17 protein-coding genes are annotated in these 17,158 nt (G+C 74.8%); 10 read left to right on the top strand and 7 right to left on the bottom strand.

The window, feature by feature from the left end; translation table 11 throughout:
- Positions 1 to 12: 12 nt before the first annotated feature.
- Both ACIO5E_RS36735 and ACIO5E_RS36740 read right to left on the bottom strand, forming a co-directional pair.
- Positions 13 to 759: an SAM-dependent methyltransferase gene (locus tag ACIO5E_RS36735; RefSeq protein ID WP_400676444.1), complete on the bottom strand. Its 747-nt coding sequence runs from the start codon at positions 757 to 759 to the stop codon at positions 13 to 15.
- 64 nt (positions 760 to 823) lie between these two features.
- On the bottom strand, positions 824 to 1,963 hold the full coding sequence (locus ACIO5E_RS36740; protein WP_400676514.1) for a glycosyltransferase: 1,140 nt from the start codon (positions 1,961 to 1,963) through the stop codon (positions 824 to 826).
- A 66-nt stretch (positions 1,964 to 2,029) separates the two neighbouring features.
- Between ACIO5E_RS36740 and ACIO5E_RS36745 the strand changes: the two genes are divergently transcribed.
- Both ACIO5E_RS36745 and ACIO5E_RS36750 read left to right on the top strand, forming a co-directional pair.
- Entirely contained in the window at positions 2,030 to 2,815 is a 786-nt protein-coding gene (locus ACIO5E_RS36745) for a glutamate racemase (RefSeq protein ID WP_400676446.1), read from the top strand.
- The gene (locus ACIO5E_RS36750; protein ID WP_400676448.1) at positions 2,812 to 2,967 is read left to right on the top strand and encodes a hypothetical protein; all 156 of its coding nucleotides are present in this window, start codon (positions 2,812 to 2,814) and stop codon (positions 2,965 to 2,967) included. The genes ACIO5E_RS36745 and ACIO5E_RS36750 overlap by 4 nt, the downstream gene beginning before the upstream one ends.
- A 468-nt stretch (positions 2,968 to 3,435) precedes the next feature.
- Here ACIO5E_RS36750 and ACIO5E_RS36755 read toward each other — a convergent pair whose 3' ends face one another.
- On the bottom strand, positions 3,436 to 4,485 hold the full coding sequence (locus ACIO5E_RS36755; RefSeq protein WP_400676450.1) for a polysaccharide deacetylase family protein: 1,050 nt from the start codon (positions 4,483 to 4,485) through the stop codon (positions 3,436 to 3,438).
- 363 nt (positions 4,486 to 4,848) lie between these two features.
- Between ACIO5E_RS36755 and ACIO5E_RS36760 the strand changes: the two genes are divergently transcribed.
- The 3 genes from ACIO5E_RS36760 to ACIO5E_RS36770 all read left to right on the top strand — a co-directional run bounded on the left by ACIO5E_RS36760 (position 4,849) and on the right by ACIO5E_RS36770 (position 6,456).
- A complete protein-coding gene (locus ACIO5E_RS36760) occupies positions 4,849 to 5,121 on the top strand; it encodes a hypothetical protein (RefSeq protein WP_400676452.1) in 273 nt (90 codons plus the stop codon).
- Positions 5,122 to 5,376: 255 nt separating this feature from the next.
- A complete protein-coding gene (locus tag ACIO5E_RS36765; protein ID WP_400676454.1) occupies positions 5,377 to 5,886 on the top strand; it encodes a sugar transferase in 510 nt (169 codons plus the stop codon).
- 81 nt (positions 5,887 to 5,967) lie between these two features.
- The gene (locus ACIO5E_RS36770; protein ID WP_280685276.1) at positions 5,968 to 6,456 is read left to right on the top strand and encodes an NUDIX domain-containing protein; all 489 of its coding nucleotides are present in this window, start codon (positions 5,968 to 5,970) and stop codon (positions 6,454 to 6,456) included.
- A 119-nt stretch (positions 6,457 to 6,575) separates the two neighbouring features.
- Here the strand turns inward: ACIO5E_RS36770 and ACIO5E_RS36775 are convergent, their stop codons facing one another.
- Positions 6,576 to 7,112 (bottom strand): PTS-dependent dihydroxyacetone kinase phosphotransferase subunit DhaM, encoded by a 537-nt coding sequence (locus ACIO5E_RS36775; RefSeq protein WP_400676457.1) that lies wholly within the window; start codon positions 7,110 to 7,112, stop codon positions 6,576 to 6,578.
- Between the two features lie 304 nt (positions 7,113 to 7,416).
- Here ACIO5E_RS36775 and ACIO5E_RS36780 point away from each other — a divergent pair, with 304 nt between their 5' ends.
- From ACIO5E_RS36780 to ACIO5E_RS36790, 3 genes are all read left to right on the top strand, one after another.
- A complete protein-coding gene (locus ACIO5E_RS36780) occupies positions 7,417 to 7,680 on the top strand; it encodes a DUF397 domain-containing protein (RefSeq protein ID WP_400676459.1) in 264 nt (87 codons plus the stop codon).
- Positions 7,681 to 8,401: 721 nt separating this feature from the next.
- Positions 8,402 to 8,896, top strand: a complete 495-nt coding sequence (locus ACIO5E_RS36785; protein ID WP_400676461.1) for a hypothetical protein — start codon at positions 8,402 to 8,404, stop codon at positions 8,894 to 8,896.
- 318 nt (positions 8,897 to 9,214) lie between these two features.
- The gene (locus ACIO5E_RS36790; protein WP_400676463.1) at positions 9,215 to 10,540 is read left to right on the top strand and encodes an acyl-CoA dehydrogenase family protein; all 1,326 of its coding nucleotides are present in this window, start codon (positions 9,215 to 9,217) and stop codon (positions 10,538 to 10,540) included.
- 39 nt (positions 10,541 to 10,579) lie between these two features.
- Here the strand turns inward: ACIO5E_RS36790 and ACIO5E_RS36795 are convergent, their stop codons facing one another.
- Positions 10,580 to 11,794: a phosphotransferase gene (locus tag ACIO5E_RS36795; RefSeq protein ID WP_400676465.1), complete on the bottom strand. Its 1,215-nt coding sequence runs from the start codon at positions 11,792 to 11,794 to the stop codon at positions 10,580 to 10,582.
- Between the two features lie 474 nt (positions 11,795 to 12,268).
- Here ACIO5E_RS36795 and ACIO5E_RS36800 point away from each other — a divergent pair, with 474 nt between their 5' ends.
- Positions 12,269 to 13,750 (top strand): hypothetical protein, encoded by a 1,482-nt coding sequence (locus tag ACIO5E_RS36800; protein WP_400676467.1) that lies wholly within the window; start codon positions 12,269 to 12,271, stop codon positions 13,748 to 13,750.
- Positions 13,751 to 13,839: 89 nt separating this feature from the next.
- On the opposite strand, the gene ACIO5E_RS36805 is transcribed toward ACIO5E_RS36800, so the two are convergent.
- A complete protein-coding gene (locus ACIO5E_RS36805) occupies positions 13,840 to 14,361 on the bottom strand; it encodes a hypothetical protein (protein WP_400676469.1) in 522 nt (173 codons plus the stop codon).
- Between the two features lie 282 nt (positions 14,362 to 14,643).
- Between ACIO5E_RS36805 and ACIO5E_RS36810 the strand changes: the two genes are divergently transcribed.
- On the top strand, positions 14,644 to 16,155 hold the full coding sequence (locus tag ACIO5E_RS36810) for a HEAT repeat domain-containing protein (protein WP_400676471.1): 1,512 nt from the start codon (positions 14,644 to 14,646) through the stop codon (positions 16,153 to 16,155).
- A 103-nt stretch (positions 16,156 to 16,258) separates the two neighbouring features.
- Here the strand turns inward: ACIO5E_RS36810 and ACIO5E_RS36815 are convergent, their stop codons facing one another.
- Entirely contained in the window at positions 16,259 to 17,101 is an 843-nt protein-coding gene (locus tag ACIO5E_RS36815) for an undecaprenyl-diphosphate phosphatase (protein WP_400676515.1), read from the bottom strand.
- Positions 17,102 to 17,158: the final 57 nt, after the last annotated feature.

Raw genomic sequence — 17,158 nt, forward strand, 5'->3', positions numbered from 1 at the left:
CCGGCCGGTGGTTCAGTCCCGGCGCAGCAGGTACGTGACGAAGCCGAACGTCCCCCGGTAGCCGTGCAGCCATTCCCGCCGGTGCCGGTCCGCCGCCTCCCGGGCGGGCGCCGCGTCCGGGTGGTCCGGGTGGTCCAACGCCCACTCGGCCAGCGTGCCCGTCCAGGCGAACTCGTAGTCGTCCCACTCCTGCGGGCTGCTCACGTACCCGGACACCGGCGTCCAGCCCTCCGCCAGCACCCGGTCCGTGGTGGTCGCCAGGTCCGCGTAGTCGTCCCGGGCCACGCCCAGCCCGTCCAGCGCGGCCTGGGACGGCTCCCGCTCCCAGAAGCCCTCGCCGACCAGCACCCGGCCGCCCGGGGCCAGGTGCTCGCGGGCCGCCGCCAGCGTGGGCAGCAGCCCGCCGAAGGCGTGGGTGGCGCCCACGCACAGCACCAGGTCGAAGGGCTCGGCGGAGCTGAACTCCCGGGCGTCCACGTGGTGCAGGCCGATCCGGCGGACCACCCCGAGCGCCTCGGCCGACTCCCTGGCCAGGGTCAGCGCGGCTGCGTCGAGGTCCACCCCCACCGCCCGCCAGTGCGGGCGCGCCGCCAGCGCCCGGACCAGCCACGCCCCTTCGCCGCAGCCGAGGTCCAGCGCGAGGCCGGTGTCCGTCCCGGCGGTCGCGCGGTCCAGCAGCCGGGCCACCGACTCGTCCGTGAGCGGCGCGGCGATCGGGTGGTGGGCATGGGCGAGGCGGGAGATCAGCTGTCGGTCCATCCGAGCAGTATGGAGCCACCAGGCCTGCCACGCCCGCGAATCGGGGCTTCCGGGCCCGGGACCCTCACGCCCGCGAGTACGTCCGGCCCTTCCACGCCGCACCCCGGCCGCGCCAGTGCTGCACCGCCGAGTCCACCGTCATCAGCAGGTACAGCCCGGCCGTGAAGGGCAGCAGCAGCACGGCCGGCGCGGGCTGCCGGTAGTACCGCACCATCGGCAGGTAGGTGCCCGCCATCAGCGCCCAGGCCGCCCCGCCCACCGCCGCCGGCGCGGGCACCCCCGCGACCAGTCCGGCCACCGTCGTCACCGCCGGCACCAGGTACACCAGCGCCAGCCCCAGCACCGTCCCGAGCAGCAGCAGCGGCGAATGCCGCAACTGGGCGTACGCGCTGCGCGACACCATCCGCCACAACTGCTCCAGCCGCGGGTACGGACGGACGCTGTCCACCTCCCCGGCCAGCCCCAGCCAGGTCCGCCCGCCCGAGGACTTCACCGCCCGGGCCAGCGAGACGTCGTCGATCACCGCGCCCCGGATCGCGGCCACCCCGCCCGCCCGCTCCAGCGCCTCCCGCCGCACCAGCGAACAGCCGCCCGCCGCGGCCGCCGTCCGGCCACCGGGCCGGTTGCTCCGGCGGAACGGGTACAGCTGCGCGAAGAAGTAGACGAAGGCCGGCACGATCAGCCGCTCCCAGCCGGTCTCCACCCGCAGCCGGGCCATCTGCGACACCAGGTCCAGCCCGTTGGACTCCGCCGCCGCCACCAGCTCCGCGAGCGAGTCCGGCCCGTGCGCGATGTCCGCGTCCGTCAGCAGCAGGTACTCGACGTCCGGACCGGCCAGCTCCACCCCGTGCCGCAGCGCCCACAGCTTGCCCGTCCATCCCGGCGGCAGCGGGGGAGGCGTGGTGACGGTCAGCTCCAGCCCGTCCATCGTCCGCAGCTCCGCCGCCAGCGCGCCCGTGCCGTCCGAACTGTGGTCGTCGACCAGGATCACCCGCGCCCGCCCCGGGTACTTCTGCGCCAGCAGCGTCGGCAGGCTCACCGGCAGCACCTGCGCCTCGTCCCGGGCCGGCACCACCACCGCCGCCTGCGGCCAGCGCACCGGCGGACGGCGCGGCGGCAGCCGCACATCGGTGCGCCAGAACAGCCCGTGGCAGCACGCCAACCAGAGCCAGACCAGCAGGGAGGACGCGGCGATCCACAGCAGGACGGTCACCCCGGCAGTCTGCCGCAGAACAGGCCCGATCGGGCGGATCGACTAAAGTCTTGCCCCGTGAAGATCGCACTGATGGACTCCGGAATCGGCCTGCTGGCCGCCGCCGTCGCCCTTCGGAAGGTGCGCCCGGACGCCGATCTGGTGCTCTCCTCCGACCCGGCCTCGATGCCCTGGGGGCCGCGCACGCCCGAAGAGGTCACCGACCTCGCCCGCGGCTGCGTGCTCGCCGCCGCGGCGCTCGAACCGGACGCGCTGGTCATCGCCTGCAACACCGCCTCCGTGCACGCGCTCGCCACCCTCCGCACCGAGTTCGAGCCCGGGCTGCCCGTCATCGGCACCGTCCCGGCCATCAAGCCGGCCGCCGCCCTCGGCGGCCCGGTCGCCATCTGGGCCACCCCGGCCACCACCGGCAGCGCCTACCAACGCGGCCTGATCCGCGACTTCGGCGGCCCGGCGGACGTGACCGAGGTCGCCTGCCCCGGCCTCGCGGACGCCGTCGAGCACGGCGACGACGCGGCCATCACCGCCGCCATCGCCGCCGCCGCCGCCCGCACACCGGCCGGCACCGCCGCGATCGTGCTCGGCTGCACGCACTACGAACTCGTCGCCGACCGCATCCGCGCCGCCGTCGCCCCCACCGCCTCCCCGGCGCTCACCCTGCACGGCTCCGCCGACGCCGTCGCCGCCCAGGCCCTGCGCCGCGTCGCCGACCCCACCCGTACCGGCGCCAGCACCCTCACCGTGCTCCACGCCGGCACCCCCGCCGCCCTCCCCGCGGCCGCGCTGCGCTACCCCGAGGGGCAGGCCCTCGCCGCCCTGACGCGCAGCCCGCTGTCGGCATGACCGGCAGCGCCGTCGCCGGGTACCTCGCGGTGATCGACGGCATGCTCGCCGAGCCCTGCGGCGGCCCGGGCCACCGCGGTCCGCGGTCCCGGGGCATCGGTCTGCTCGCGGCCGTCGGCCCCACGCCCGCTCCGGCTCTCGGCGCCCGCTGACCGGGCTCACCGCTCCCGCCTCCGGCCGGCGCAGGAGTCGTGCCCGGATGCCGTGGGACTAAGACCGACCGGCACATGGTGGGCGGCGTCGCGACGCCCGGGCTGCCGCCCGGTCTAACTTTTACCCGCTGGCTGCCATCGGAGGCGTCCGGGTGTGCGGCAGGAAGATCTTCTACCCCCGATCCCCGATGGTCGGGCCAGGGCGAAGCGGCCGCAGGCCGTGCGGCACGCCGTTGGGTCAAATTTTGCCCCTGACTGTTGACCGCCAGCCCAGGGCCGCCCGGGCGGCGCCGGTACGGGAAGTCGGCCTGCTCGACTTCCCGTACCGGCCGTACCAGCCGTACCGGGTACTGCAGGGCGCATCTTGGCCCCTCGACCCGGGTGGTCGTGGGGCTCAGATTGGCCCCCCGCAGCCCGCCGGTACGGGAAGTCGGCCCCGTCGACTTCCCGCGCACCGGGCACGGCCGGTCAGGCGACGGCCTGGCGTCGCCAGCGGCGGTAGGCGGGTTCCAGGCCGGAGAGGATGGTGTCGAAGCGCCGGGTGCTGGTGGTGGAGTCGACCTGGAGCCGGCTGATCTGGAGGGGGTGCGAGGGGATGCGCGGGCCGAGCCGGTGGTCGGAGAGGAAGCCGAGACGGTAGCCCAGCTCCTGCAGGACGGTTTCAGCACGCGGGTCGTGCCCGCCGTCGGGGTAGGCGAAGGCGATGGGGGGTTCGCCGAGCCAGCGGGTGAGGGCCTCGTGGGCGCCGGTGATCTCGGCCCGGACGGTGGCGTCGTCGCAGCGGCCGAGACAGGGGTGCCCCTGGGTGTGGTTGCCGATGGCGACGCCGCCGTCGCGCAGGGCGAGCAGGTCGGCGGGGGTGAGCTGCTCCTGGCGGGGCGGTCGGCGGTCGGCGCTGACCCGTAGCTCGTGCAGGCTGCGCCGCCGGTCGGGGTCGGGCATGGCCTTGAGCCGGGGGAGCAGCTGCGAGGGGTGCCCGCAGTCGAGCGAGCGGGCGCGGCCGCCGTGCCGGGCGAGGAAGTCGGCCTCGTGCCACCAGAAGGGGCGCTCGGTGCCGATGAGTTCGGAGATGACGAACGCGGTGGCGGGGATGCCGCGGGCGTCGAGGGCGGGCAGGGCGTGGGTGAGGACGCTGCGGTCGGCGTCGTCGAAGGTGACCAGGACGCTGCGGGGCGGCAGGGGCCGTTGTTCGGTGACGGCCTGGAGGACGGCCGTGAGCGAGACCGGGGTGGCCAGTCTTCGCAGCCGGTCGAGCTGGGCGCCGAAGGACCGGTGGTCGGTGACGCCGTGGTAGGCGAGCACGGCGAGGCGCTGTGCGGCGCGGGCGCGGAACAGCGGCTGGACGGGGGCGAACCGCAGCCATTCGCCCCGCGCGTCCGGCCGACCCTGCTCGGGAGAGGGCCGGCCCCTCTCGGCGGGCGGGCGGCGGCGGCCGGTGGCCGACGTCAGCGTGCTGACGACCGCGGCGGGCCTGGTGGGGGCCATGGAGATCGACGTGGTGGACTGGGACTGCGGCACGGTTCCCCCTCGGTCGCCGAGCGGCGTGGCGGTACCGCCGGAGGACGGAGCCCGGCCTCCGACTCCAGGGGGCGGCGGCTCCGGCCCCTGGGTATTCCGGTCCGCGGTGGGGGCTCGCACCCTTCCCGCGAACGGCTCCTGGATCGCTCAATGCCATTGAGACCGCTGCACCGAGCGGATGGTTGTACCGGGGGGACGAGGATTTTTCGTGGACTGATTGTGGAGCCGGAATGCACGACCGGGGCCGGATCGGAAGGGCTTCGGCGGGGCCCGCCGCGAGGTCTGCGGCCCGGTCGCGCCGGGTGGCCGAAGGATCACTCCCCGCGGGCTGCCGCCGGCGGCCGTCGGGGGTACCTTGGGCTCATGGCAGATGCGGACCGTGATCCATTCCACCTGCACGGCGCGACCCGGATGGCCCGCGCGTGGAGCGGTGGAGCCCTGGTCACCCACCAGCTCCCGCTCGCCGTGGTGGGCTTGGCCTGCCTGGCGCTGGGCATCGTGGTGGCGGTGATCGTTCCGGACAGTGACGGTCCGGCCTGGGCGATGGCGGTGGCCGGCTGCCTCGCCGCGGGCGTGCTGCTGCTCGGCCGGATCGTGTTCGGACTGCTGCGCTACCGCCGGGGTGCGGCCCTCTGAACGCCTGACCGCCTGACTCACCCGCCGGACGGCTGTACTTCGATTGCCCTCGGCATTCCGGTGGCCGATCGAGCAATATTGGTCAGATCGACCGAATTTCGGCCTGTCGGACAGTTTTCTGCTCACTTCTTTCACCATTCCCGGGCGGCGGCTCCATGGCGCCTCATACTGTGAATGCGTTCTTGCGGCTCGACGGCGCCGTGGAGGGGGAGCGATGGTCGGCAGCGTCGTGTCCGAACCGGACAGCGGATCGAGATGAGACGCGGCGGGGACCTCGCCCTCGCCGCCCTGGCCGGGATCGTCGCGCTCCCGCTGGCCCTGGTCATCGCCGGCCTGCTCCGCTGCACGGTGGGCGGCCCGGTGCTCCTGCGGCTGACTCGGACCGGACGGCACGGCCGGGAGTTCCAGATCCTCCGCTTCCGGACCGGCCGCGGCGGACGGCTCGGCACCCTGCTCCGCCGGACCGGCCTGGACGAGCTGCCCCGGCTGTGGAACGTCGCCCGCGGCGAGATGGGGGTGATCGGCCCCCGGCCCGCCCGCCCGGACCAGGTGGTCCGCTACTCCCGCCGCGAGCGCGGCCGGCTCGACGTCCGACCCGGCCTGACCGGCTGGGCCCAACTCCAGGCCCGCCGCCCGCTGGCCCGGCCGGACTGGGCCGAACTCGACCTCTGGTACGTGGAGCACCGCTCGCTCCGGCTCGACCTGAGGATCCTCGGGCTGACCGTCCTGGCCCTGCTGCGCCCGGAGGGGGACCTCGTGCGGTGAGGTCGAGGTCGTCCATGACCCCGAGCAGCGCTCGCGGGCCGCCGCCGCCCCGCCCCGCGGTGGCTCGATAGGCTGCGACGCATGGCCATTCCCGCGTTCCTCGCCGAACTCCGCGCCCTGGTGGGCACCCGTCCGCTCTGGCTGAGCGCCGTCGTCGCCGTCGTGCTGGACGACCACGACCGGGTCCTGCTGGCCCGACGGGCCGACGACGGGCGGTGGGCGCCGGTCGGCGGCATCCTCGACCCCGGTGAGCAGCCCGCCGACGCCGTGGTGCGCGAGTGCCTGGAGGAGACCGGGGTGGTGGTCGTGCCCGAGCTGCTCGTCTCGGCCACCGTCTCGCCGCAGGTCACCTACCCGAACGGCGACGTGACGCAGTACCTGGTGCTGACCTTCCGCTGCCGGGCGGTCGGCGGCGAGGCGAGGGTGAACGACGACGAGTCGCTGGAGGTCGGCTGGTTCCCGCTGGACGGGCTGCCGCCGATGATCGAGGTCGAGCACGAGCGGCTGCGCCACGCACTGGAGTGCGAGGGCCCGGCGGTCTTCGCCTGGGAGGGCAAGGAGCGCCCCTGACCGTGTGGCGGACCGTCCGCATGCTCGCCTCCCCGCCCCGGGCGGGCCGGGAGCCCGGGCCCGTGCCGATGGTAGCCGTCCAGTCACCCCGCGTGGGCGGAATCCGCGGTACGGCCCGCTCAGCCCTTGTACTGCCGGTAGGCCTCCTCCGCGGCGTCCAGTACGGCGGCGAGGTCGCCACCCGCGGTGGCGGTGGCGGCGGCGGCCACCGCGCCCTCGACGAACGGCGCGTTCGCGAACCGGACCGGGAACGGGAGGCCGTGCTCGTCGGCGTCGGACAGCAGGGCGCGCACGGTGGTGACGGCGCTGCCCAGGTCGGCGATCACCACCACCCCGTGGCCCTGGTCGACCCGGCGGGTGGCGGCGGCCACCAGCACCGCGCTGATGCCCGGCCCGGCCGGCTCCCCGCCGGTCGCGGCGATCGGGGCGGGGGCGTCGGATCCGGTCAGTGCGAGCGCCAGGGTGCGGACGGCGGTGGCCAGTTCCTGGCTGTGCGACACCAGGACGACCCCGACCCGGCCGTGCGCGGCGGGCCGGCCGGAGGACGGCCGGGGCAGGGTGGCGGGCGCGGGTGGCGTGCGGGGCGCCGGGGGGTGGGCCGAGGGCGCGTCGGAGATGGGGATGACATCGGCGCGGGTGCCGTCCCGGCGGCTCATCGGCTGCTCCCTGTGGGCGGTGGTGGCGGTTGACGGGTGGTCGGTGGGCGGGGCGGGGCGGCGGCGGTCGGGGTCGGCACGGGCCGGCGCGGGCCGCCGAGGGCCCGCGTACGGTCGGCGGAGGCGTTCCCGCACGCTGCCATGCACTCTGGCAGCTCCTGCGGCCTCCGACCGGCGGGACACGCGTCGAGCGGGCCCGCGGCGGCGTCGGTGCCCGGCCGATGGAGTCCTCGTCAACCCGCTGACCGGGGCGGGCGGGTGTGGCTAGGCTGGGCCGGGAACGCCGTCGGGAGGAGACCGGGTAGTGGCAGTCAACAGCGGGATCGACGTGGAGGCGGGCGGCGCACAGCCTGAACTGGCGCCGAGCGGGAAGCCGAAGGTGGACTTCACCGGGGCGAAGTGGCTGTGCAGCAGCCAGGGCGTCGGGGATGTCCAGATCGCGTTCGTGGACGGGTACATCGGGATGCGGGACGGCCGCCAGGAGGACGGCCCGGTCCTGGTGTTCACGCCGGGGGAGTGGCGGGCCTTCGTGCTCGGCGCCCGGGACGGCGAGTTCGACCTCACCTGAGCCGCGAGCCGTCGTCGCACGACCGCGGAGCGGGCCCCACCGGTACGGGGCCCGCTCCGCGGTCGATTTCGGCCCCGAACATCACAACTGATGATCTATTGAGCGTGCCCCGTCAGAATTTCTGTTGACTGTTAGACAAACGCAGCTCAGAGTATGAGCACAGGCAGACGCCGTGCCCACCGCCCCCACGCGGCCAGACACGGCGCCTGCTGTGCGGCCCGGCAGCGTTGCCAGGCCATCCTCCCAGTCATCCCCTGCGCACCGGGGGTGCGTCGGCCGGTCCCGGCCCACGAGGGGCCGGCAGTCGCCGGGAGGCTGGCGTCGACGCCGAGAGCGACTCGACGACGACACCGTTTGCTCGGGACCCGCACGCCCCCACGCGGCGGCGTCCCGAGCAAGATCCACGGGAGCGACGGGCCGGGGCCCCGCGGATCTGGCTTGTGGTGCATGGAACTGTTGGCTTGTGTGCTGTGCTGTGTGCGACGACGAAGCTGGGTGCTCGGCAGTTCGGCACGACAATGTGCACAGTGAGGGAAACGCGTGTAGGGCCGCGTTGCGACATGCCGTCCCCCCGGAGGGTGAAACCCAGAACGGCTGTCGTGCAGAACCGAACGTAGCCCGGACGGTTGCTCAGAGTCAACATTGGTCTCTGAGCGTCGATCTCCCGCCGCTGCCCCACCCACCTCGCGAGCGCGGTGTGCCGGACACGTACGATGTTCCCATGTCTTTTCTCCGCCGTCGCTCCGGACAGCCCGCCGGCCCGGACTTCGACCTGCTCGCGATGGACCCGGGTGACTGGCCCGGCGACTTCGGTGCGGCCATGATGACCGGCCCGGACGGCTCCTGCCAGGGGATTTTCCTGCGCTACGACCTGTTCGGCGGCAGAGGCCCGGCGATGTTCATCGGCAACCTCCCCGAGGGCTCGCCCGCCCGGGAGACCGGCGACAGCGTGCCCTTCGAGGTGCGGCAGCTGCTCGCGGCGCTGGAGAACGACGAGCCGGTCGACTTCGTCTCGGCCGAGGACTTCCCGGTGATGCTCGGGGACGACCTGCTGATCGTGAAGAAGGTCAAGGTCAGCGAGGAGCGGGTGTTCTGCGCGCAGTTCGGGCGCAGCGACGGCGTCCAGGTCACCATCGCGTCCTGGGACCGACCGATTTCGGACGACCTGTATCAGCTGTTGAAGCCGCTCCCGGCCGACATGTTCCAGCAGGGCTGACCGGCGCCCCGACCGGGGCCCGGACGCTGCTTGACGGCTTCGATCACAGGTTCGTACAGTCGCGAACATGTCGTGCCGTCTCCCGCTGCTGACCCGCCGCAGCTACCTGGACCTGCGGCGCACCGCCAGCGCGGTGTGTCCGGGCCACTGAGGGGATTCGTCCCCGAGGCGGCGGGCGGCCGGTTGTTCGTGGCCGGCGCCGAACCCGGGGGCGGGCCGTGAACCGACCTTCGGGGCCGCCGAGCCGGTACCGCGCGCCCGTCCGGCGTGCCGCCCGCATTCGCCGAGCCCACGCTGCCGCCCGGAGGCCCCAGCACCATGACGACCACCGCTGCCGACCGTTCGCCCGCGGATCGCCCGTCCGCCGCGTCCCGGACCACCGAGTCCCCGGCCACCCCGCCCTCGGCCACCGGGGCGGCGTCGGCTTCCGGCCACACCGCTTCCGGCCACACCGCTTCCGGCCACCCCGCGCCCGACCGCTCGGCGGTCACCGACGCCCTCGCCGGGCTGCCCCGGGTGGTCGACCTGCTCTCCGCCCGCGCCGAGGAGCACGACCGCGACGCGACCTTCCCGTACCAGGGCATCGAGGCGGTGCACGAGGCCGGCCTGCTCACCCTGACCGTCTCCCAGCGGTACGGCGGCCCCGGCGGCACGCTCGCCGACACCGTCCGGGTGCTGGCCCAACTCGGGCGCGGGGACGCCTCGGTGGCCGTGGTCACCGCCTTCACGCTGCTCCAGCACGCCGAGCAGGGCCGCCGCGCCGCCTGGCCGGCGGCCGGCTATCGGCGCCTGCTCACCGAGTCCCGGCGCGGACCGGCCCTGGTCAACACGCTGCGCGCGGAGCCCGGGGGCCGCCCCGGCGCGCTGCCCGAGACGGTGGCCCGACGGGACGGCGACGGCTGGCTGCTGACGGGCCGGAAGACGTACTGCACCGGCGCCGAGGCGCTGGCCTGGATGGCGGTGACCGCGCGGACCGACGAGCCGGAGCCGCGGGTCGGGACCTTCCTGGTCCGCGGCGAGAGCGAGGGCCTGGAGATCGACCCGACCTGGGACCAGCTCGGCCTGCGGGCCAGCGCCAGCCACGACGTCCTGCTGGAGCAGGTCCGGGTACCGGCCGATCTCGCACTCGGCCTCACCGCGCGCGGTGGAGCGGCGGGTTCCGCCGGCCCGGAGGCCGAGGCCGCCGAACTCTCCCTCGCCTGGCACGATCTGGCGCTCTCCGCGGTGGCGATCGGGGTCGCCCGCGCCGCCCAGTCCTGGCTGGTCCGCTTCCTCAACCAGCGCACTCCGGCCAATCTGACCGAGCCGCTCGGCACCCTGCCCCGCTACCGCTGCGCCCTCGGCGAGATCGAGGCCCAGCTGATCGGCGCCGAGGAACTGGTCGAGGGGCTGGCCCCCCGGGTGGACCGGGGCGAGCCGGACGCGGTCGCCCGGACCGGACCGGCCCACCTGCTGGCCACCCGGGCCGCGACGGCGGCCGTCCAGCAGGCCGTGTCGCTCACCGGCAATCCCGGCCTGAGCCGACGTCACCCGCTGGAGCGCTACCTGCGGGACGTGCTGAGCAGCCGGGTGCACCTCGCCCCGGACGAGGCCGTCCTGGAGGCCGCGGGCCGGACCGCCCTGGAGCGCGGCGGCCGGCCGTAGGGCGACCAGGGCCTGTCCGGGCCCTCAGTGCTTGGCCGGTCAGCGGGTGCCGACCGCGGCCCGGACGGCTCGGCGGGCGAGCGCGGCGTCGTCGTAGAGCCGGCGGATCATGATCCGCTGCTCCTCGCCGGCGCCCGGCACGTCGTACAGCCGGATCTCCCGCATCAGCACCAGCACCAGGTTGACCAGGAACGCGTCCCGGGCCAGCGTGCCGCCGCTCTGGGCGAGTTGGCTGATCTGGCGGCGTGCCGCGGTGTCGCCGGACAGCACGCTCCACAGCACCGCCAGGTCGTAGCCGGGCAGGTACCAGCCGGCCTGCTCCCAGTCGACCAGCACCGGGCCGGACGGCGCCAGCAGCATGTTGCTGAGCAGGGCGTCGCCGTGGCAGAGCTGCAGCGGGGTGTGGCCGAGGCCGTGCAGCAGGCCGCGCAGGTCGCCGGCGTCCCGGTCGGTGAGCTGGCCCACCGAGTGGTAGCGGGCGATCTCCAACGGATAGTCCATGCGCGGCTGGAACACGTCGGTCGGCGGCCGCCACAGGTTGAGCGTGCGGACGGCCCCCAGCAGCGCCCGCACCTCGCCCGGGGTGGGCGCGTTGACCGGGTGGCGCTCCCGGGCGGCCGGCCGGCCGGGCACGCGCTCCATGACGAGCACGCAGCGGTCGTGGTCGGCGGCGACCAGCCGGGGCAGCCGCACCGGCGGGCGGTGCCGGACGAACGCCCGGTAGACCGCGACCTCGTGGTGGAAGTCGGCCACCAGCTGCTCGAAGTGCCCACTCCGCACCGCCTGCGGCGCCAGGCACTTGGCGACCACCGGGGCCCGCCCGATGGTGCCCGCCACCAGGATGTGGCGGCTGCCCTCGCGCAGCACCTGGCGCGGGGTGAACGCGGGACATATCCGCGCGACGCTCGCCAGCGCGGCCCGTACGGCCGGGGTCTGCAGCGCCGACGGGTCGATCCGCTCGGGGCCGCCGGCCTGGCCGGGCCGGTGCGGCTGGCGCAGCACCCGGCCGTCGGCCTGACGGGCCAGCGGCAGTCGGCCGCCGACGGGCGGGGCCGACTCGGGGCCGCGCAGCCCCAGCGCCGTACGGCCGGCCGGGACCCGGGCGTCCGTGGACCGGCCGTCGGTGCCGTGCGGAGCCACCGGGCGGCTCGACGGGGGCACCTGCTTCGGGCCGGGACGGCCGGCGGCTGCGGTGGGGGGGCGCAGCGCGGAGCGGGTCGCGGTGGGCGTGGGGGTCGTCGCTGAGGAGTACATGGGGTGAGGGTGGTCCCTTTCAGTCCGTCGGCGGGTGCGCCCCGCGGTGCGGGGAGGGCCGGTGCCGCGTGCTTCCTGGCGTGACGGCGACCCTGGCTCGGTGCGGTGGGTGGTGCGCGGGCGCCGGGCACGGACGCGGGGTCGGGAAGACCCTGTCGACGGCAGTGCTCCCGCCTTCCGCACCCTGGGGAGTACGGTCGGCCGGACTGCCGTGGCCGTGCCCGGCGCCCCCGCGCCACCCGGCCGCGCCACCCCCTCGGGTGAGGACCGGGAGCGTCCCGTGCCACGGTCGGGGGAATGCCCCGACGCTGGTGGGACGCCGCCCGACCCGGGGGCGAGGTGGCGCACCCCTACAACACACCCACCGCGCACTGGCTTAGTAGTCTGGCGGGCCCTGGCGAACGGTGGCGAATGCTCGCCTGGCACTTGCCGGAGCCTCTAGCCTCGAAGCAGCCGAGGAACCTGGGGGCTTCGTTGAGCAGGGAACCCAACACCCGACTCGCTGATTTGTTCGTCCTGACCGGATGGTCGAAGGGCGAACTCGCGCGGCTGGTCAACCGTCGGGGTGCCGCGATGGGTCAGCAGCAGCTGTCCACCGACACGTCGAGGGTACGGCGTTGGATCGAGCAGGGGGAGATCCCCCGCGATCCGGTCCCGAGGGTGCTGGCGGCCGTGTTCACGGAGCGGCTCGGCCGTGTCGTCACCACTGAGGACCTCGGTCTGGAACGACACCGGCCCACCAGGTCCGGAGCGGCGCAGTCCGCAGCAGTGCCATGGTCGCCGGATCGAACGGCCGCGGTCCTCACCGAGTTCACGGGAATGGACCTCATGCTGAACCGACGTGGATTGGTGGGCGCGGGCGTCGTGCTCACGGCCGGAACGGTCATCGCCGATTCGTTGAAGGGCTGGCTCGGGGGGGACGCGGTCGCGTACGCGGCCTCCGTCCCCGGGCCGCGCCAGGTGATCACCCAGGGCGGGGCGCGCCCGGTGGTGGACGTGTACGACGCGGGCCCGGTGGGGCTCGACGAGGTGGAGTCGCTGGAGCGCTCGGTGCAGGTGTTCCGCGCCTGGGACGCGGCGCGCGGCGGCGGACTCCAGCGCAAGGCGGTGGTCGGTCAACTCAACGAGGTCGGCGGACTGCTGACGCACCGGCACGCTCCCGTGGTGGAGCAGCGGCTGTGGCTGGTCGCGGCCAACCTGGCGGTGCTGGCGGGCTGGATGTCGCACGACGTGGGCCTGGAGCCCACCGCCCAGCGGTACTTCATGATCGCGGCGGAGTCGGCCAAGGAGGCCGGCGACCGGCCGCGGGCCGGCGAGGCGATCTCCCGGGCCGCGCGGCAGATGGTCCACCTGGGCCGGGCCGACGACGCGATCGACCTGATGTCGGCGGCCAAGGCGGCGGGCGGCCGGGTGCTGCCGAGAACGCGCGCGATGCTGAACACCGTCGAGGCCTGGGCGCATGCCTCGATCGGGCACTCCCAGGACACCTGGCGGCTGCTCGGGGAGGCCGAGGAGCTGTTCGCCGAGGGGGTGCCGGAGCCGCCGCCGTCCTGGATGCAGGTGTTCGACGAGGCCGAACTGCGCGGCATGCAGGCGCTGGTGCTGCGCACGCTCGCCGAGCACGACCCGTCGGCGGCCCCGCAGGCGCAGCGGCACGCGGAGCGGGTGATCACCCTGCGGGAGGGCACCGGGCAGCTGCGCTCGGCGCTGTTCGACCGGATCACCCTGGCCTCGGTGCACTGGCTGACCGGCGAGCCGGACGCGGCGGAGTTCCAGGCGAAGATGGTGATGAACCTGATCGGCCAGAACTCCTCGCACCGGACCTGGGACCGGCTGCGCGAGATGTACCGGCTGACCGCGCGCTACCGGGGGCTGCCGGTGGTGGACGAGCTGCGGGCCGAGCTGGGGCGGGAGCTGCGGACGGCGGACACGAAGAACCGGCCGAAGCGGCCCTGAGGCGGCCGGCCCGCAGTCGTGCGTCGGCGGTGCCCGGAATCGTGGGCCTGGTGGGCCCGGTGAGCCCGGTTGGCCCGGGGTGGCCCGGGTCAGTTCGGCGGCGCCGGCCGGAGCAGCATCCGCAGCGCGGTGACGGTGCCGTCCGCGCCGAGGACGGGCTCGCCCGCGCACTCGACGTCGGTGTGCGGGGCGCCGGTCCGGCGGATCCGCAGGGTGCCGGCGGAGGTGCGGCCGTGCACCAGGGCGTCGGTCATCATCCGGCGCAGCACCGGCCGGTCCGCCTCGGGGAGGCGGTCGGGCAGCCGGTCGAGGCTGAGCGGGCCCTTGCCCGGGTCACAGCCGAGGAGTCGATAGGTTTCCGCGTCCCAGTGGACGCGGTCGGTGAGGAGGTCCCATTCGGCTGAGCCGATGACGTTGTCGAGGTCGTCACCGGCGCCCGGTCCGTGGCCGGGGTTGGACGGCTCCTGCGCCGTGCCGTCCACTCTGCCGTCCGTTCCGCTGTCGGCGTCGCCGCCCGTTTCGCCGCAGGCGCCGTCGTCCGTCGCGCCCGCCGGGGCGCCGTCCACCGTGGCGGTGTCCGGCGGGCGGGCGGGAGCCAAGGGCATGTTCATGGCAGTTCCATCGCTCAGGGCCCGCTGCGCACGGGCCGTCGGTGGTGAGAAGACTGTCGCACGGCGCCCCCACCCCTGCGGGCGATTTGGACATATCGCAGGCAAAATACCCGTGGCATATGCCACTGTGGCAGGAGCCTTCGTCGCCCTGTGTGCGGACGGGGGCCCGAGGCGGTAACCTTCGGTGATTCCGGCGCCCGGGCGCCCACCGCAGTACCGACCACAGACCCCGGCGACGGAAATCCCGTTGCCACTACGACCGCCGCAACGGATGCTGACCTCATGTTCGAGCCAGTGATAGCACCCAGTGCCAGCCTCCTCGGCCTCCTGCAGCGAGGCCGCGGTGACGGGCAGCTCCACGCGCTGGCCGCCGACCGTACCGAGGCCATCGCCGCGCTGGAGGAGTGCGTCACCAGGGATCCGCGAGCCGACTGGCAGGTCGAGAGCCGCTCCCTCTACTACGCCCGCCTCTACATGGAGCTGGAGGCCCCCCTCGACGGCATCGAGGACCACCTCCACTCCGCCGAGGACCTCGTCAGCGACGACGAGAGCCGCACCGGCCTCGCCCTCTCCGTCCTGGGACACCTCGCCGCGTACGGCCGGCGCGACGCGCTGCTGATGCTGCGCGAGTACACCGCCACCGGCGCCAACTGGGCCTGGGCCCTCGACGAGCTCGCGCTGCGCGACGACGACCGCGGCCTGCTGCTGCTCGGCACCGCCGTGCTGGACCGCTTCGCGCCGGGCCCCGAGGGCGACGCCGAGCTGCGCGAGTTCATCCGCAACGCCTACGAGCCCCGGCCCTGGCGGCTGTGGGCGGCCTACCACCCCAGAGTGGCGGCGGCCAGCGAGCAGTCCCCCTTCGACCTGTGGCAGCGCCAGCTCAACCGCGGCGGCGTCACCCCGGGCTGGTCCACCGCCGACGTCCTGGCCTGGGCCGACCAAGGGGACCTCGGCGCCCTCGGGGCCGGCGCCTTCCTCGGCCGCCCCGACGGCCGGCCCGAGCTCGCGCAGGACACTGCCGATCCGGCCGGACCCGACGCCGTGGACCGCCGCGCCGCCGCGGCCGCCAGGTGTCTGACCGCCGTGGTCCGGCCCGAGGACCGCCCCGCCGTGCTGGAGGCCGCCCGCGGCGGCCTGCCCGGCGCCCGCCGGGCCGCCCTGCGCTACCTGGTCGACCAACGCGACCCGGCCGCCGTCGAGCTGATCGAGGCCGCCGCCGCCGACGTGGACGACCGGATCGTGCGCGCCGCCCTGGAACTGCTCGGCCGGATGCGCGGCCCCGAGGTCCTGACGCACGCCCGCCGCTGGGCCGACCCGGCCACCGGCGGTGCGGACAGCGCGCTCGGCGAGGCCGCCGTCAAGCTGCTCGCCGACGCGGGGGAGCCGTCCGACGCTCCGCTGGTGGTCGCCGGGCTGCGCCGCTGGATCTCCGTCCGAGGGGTCAGCGGTACCGGGCTCGGGTCGCTGGTCGACGGTGCGGGGCGGCTGGTCGCCGCCGACGCCGTACCCGTGCTGCGCCACATCTACGGGGAGGCCGCCTCCTCCGAACTGCGCGGTCGCGCCGCCCGGGCGCTGGCCGTGACCGACGTGCACTTCCCCGAGGGGCCCGCCGTCGAGTGCCTCTGGGACTGCGAGGAGTCCACCCGCGAGCTCGCCGCGCGCCACGTCGCCACCACGGGCGACGCCCGTGTGCTGGAGCGGCTGCGCCGACTCGCCGCCGACCCGGCCGAGGAGGCCGAGGTCCACGCCGCCGTCCGCGGGCGGCTGACCGCCGCGCGGGAGTTCGGACGGTAGGGCCGCCCGCCCCGCGATCCCCTGCTCGGCGAACAGTGGGCCGGGACACCCCCCTCGGGTGTCCCGGCCCACTGCTGTGGCGGGGTCGTTCTGAAACGTGGTTCTACTTGGCGACGCCCGCGTCCGGGGTCAGGACGCCGCCGGCCACCAGTCCGATGATCAGGACGCCGAGCAGCACCCGGTAGACCACGAACGGCAGGAAGCTGTGGTGCGAGATGTACTTGAGGAACCAGGCGATCGCCGCGTAACCGACCACGAAGGCGATCAGGGTGGCCAGGATGGTCGGCCCCCAGGCCGGGGCCGGGCCCTCGCCGATCTTGAACAGCTCCAGCACCCCTGAGGCGAGTACCGCCGGGATCGCCAGCAGGAAGGAGTAGCGCGCCGCCGCCTCCCGGCTGTAGCCGAGCAGCAGGCCCGCACTGATCGTGCCACCGGAGCGGGACACCCCGGGGATCAGCGCCAGCGACTGGGCGAGGCCGTAGACGCCGGCGTGCGGCAGGGTCAGGTCGGTGATCGGCCGGGCGTGCCGGATCGCACGGGTGCGGTCGGCGAAGGCCAGCACCAGGCCGAAGACGATCAGCGTGGTGCCGATGATCCGCAGATCGCGCAGGTGGGTCTCGATGCCGTCCTGGAACAGCTTGCCGAGGATGCCGATCGGCAGGGTGCCGATGATCACGAACCAGCCCATCCGGGCGTCCGGGGCCGAGCGCAGCGCCGGGCGGAACAGCGACAGCGTCCAGGTCTTCACGATCGAGGCGATGTCGCGGCGGAAGTAGATCAGCACCGCGGTCTCGGTGCCGAGCTGGGTCACGGCGGTGAAGGCCGCGCCCGGGTCGTCCCAGCCCAGCAGGGCGGAGAAGACCCGCAGGTGGGCGCTGGAGGAGATGGGCAGGAACTCGGTGAGCCCCTGGATCAGGCCGAGGACGGCCCCGTGGAACCAGTTGATCACCAGACACCCACCCGGGGTATCCGTAGGTCGTCGTACATGTGCGGTCCTCGCAGG

Source organism: Kitasatospora sp. NPDC087314 (assembly GCF_044744365.1).
Lineage (GTDB): Bacteria > Actinomycetota > Actinomycetes > Streptomycetales > Streptomycetaceae > Kitasatospora.

Coding starts and splice junctions, on each gene's coding strand:
- ACIO5E_RS36790 (WP_400676463.1), top strand. CDS start 9,215: ATGACGACCACCGCTGCCGACCGTTCGCCCGCGGATCGCCCGTCCGCC.
- ACIO5E_RS36760 (WP_400676452.1), top strand. CDS start 4,849: ATGGCAGATGCGGACCGTGATCCATTCCACCTGCACGGCGCGACCCGG.
- ACIO5E_RS36810 (WP_400676471.1), top strand. CDS start 14,644: ATGTTCGAGCCAGTGATAGCACCCAGTGCCAGCCTCCTCGGCCTCCTG.
- ACIO5E_RS36765 (WP_400676454.1), top strand. CDS start 5,377: ATGAGACGCGGCGGGGACCTCGCCCTCGCCGCCCTGGCCGGGATCGTC.
- ACIO5E_RS36805 (WP_400676469.1), bottom strand. CDS start 14,361: ATGAACATGCCCTTGGCTCCCGCCCGCCCGCCGGACACCGCCACGGTG.
- ACIO5E_RS36735 (WP_400676444.1), bottom strand. CDS start 759: ATGGACCGACAGCTGATCTCCCGCCTCGCCCATGCCCACCACCCGATC.
- ACIO5E_RS36795 (WP_400676465.1), bottom strand. CDS start 11,794: ATGTACTCCTCAGCGACGACCCCCACGCCCACCGCGACCCGCTCCGCG.
- ACIO5E_RS36785 (WP_400676461.1), top strand. CDS start 8,402: ATGTCTTTTCTCCGCCGTCGCTCCGGACAGCCCGCCGGCCCGGACTTC.
- ACIO5E_RS36775 (WP_400676457.1), bottom strand. CDS start 7,112: ATGAGCCGCCGGGACGGCACCCGCGCCGATGTCATCCCCATCTCCGAC.
- ACIO5E_RS36770 (WP_280685276.1), top strand. CDS start 5,968: ATGGCCATTCCCGCGTTCCTCGCCGAACTCCGCGCCCTGGTGGGCACC.
- ACIO5E_RS36750 (WP_400676448.1), top strand. CDS start 2,812: ATGACCGGCAGCGCCGTCGCCGGGTACCTCGCGGTGATCGACGGCATG.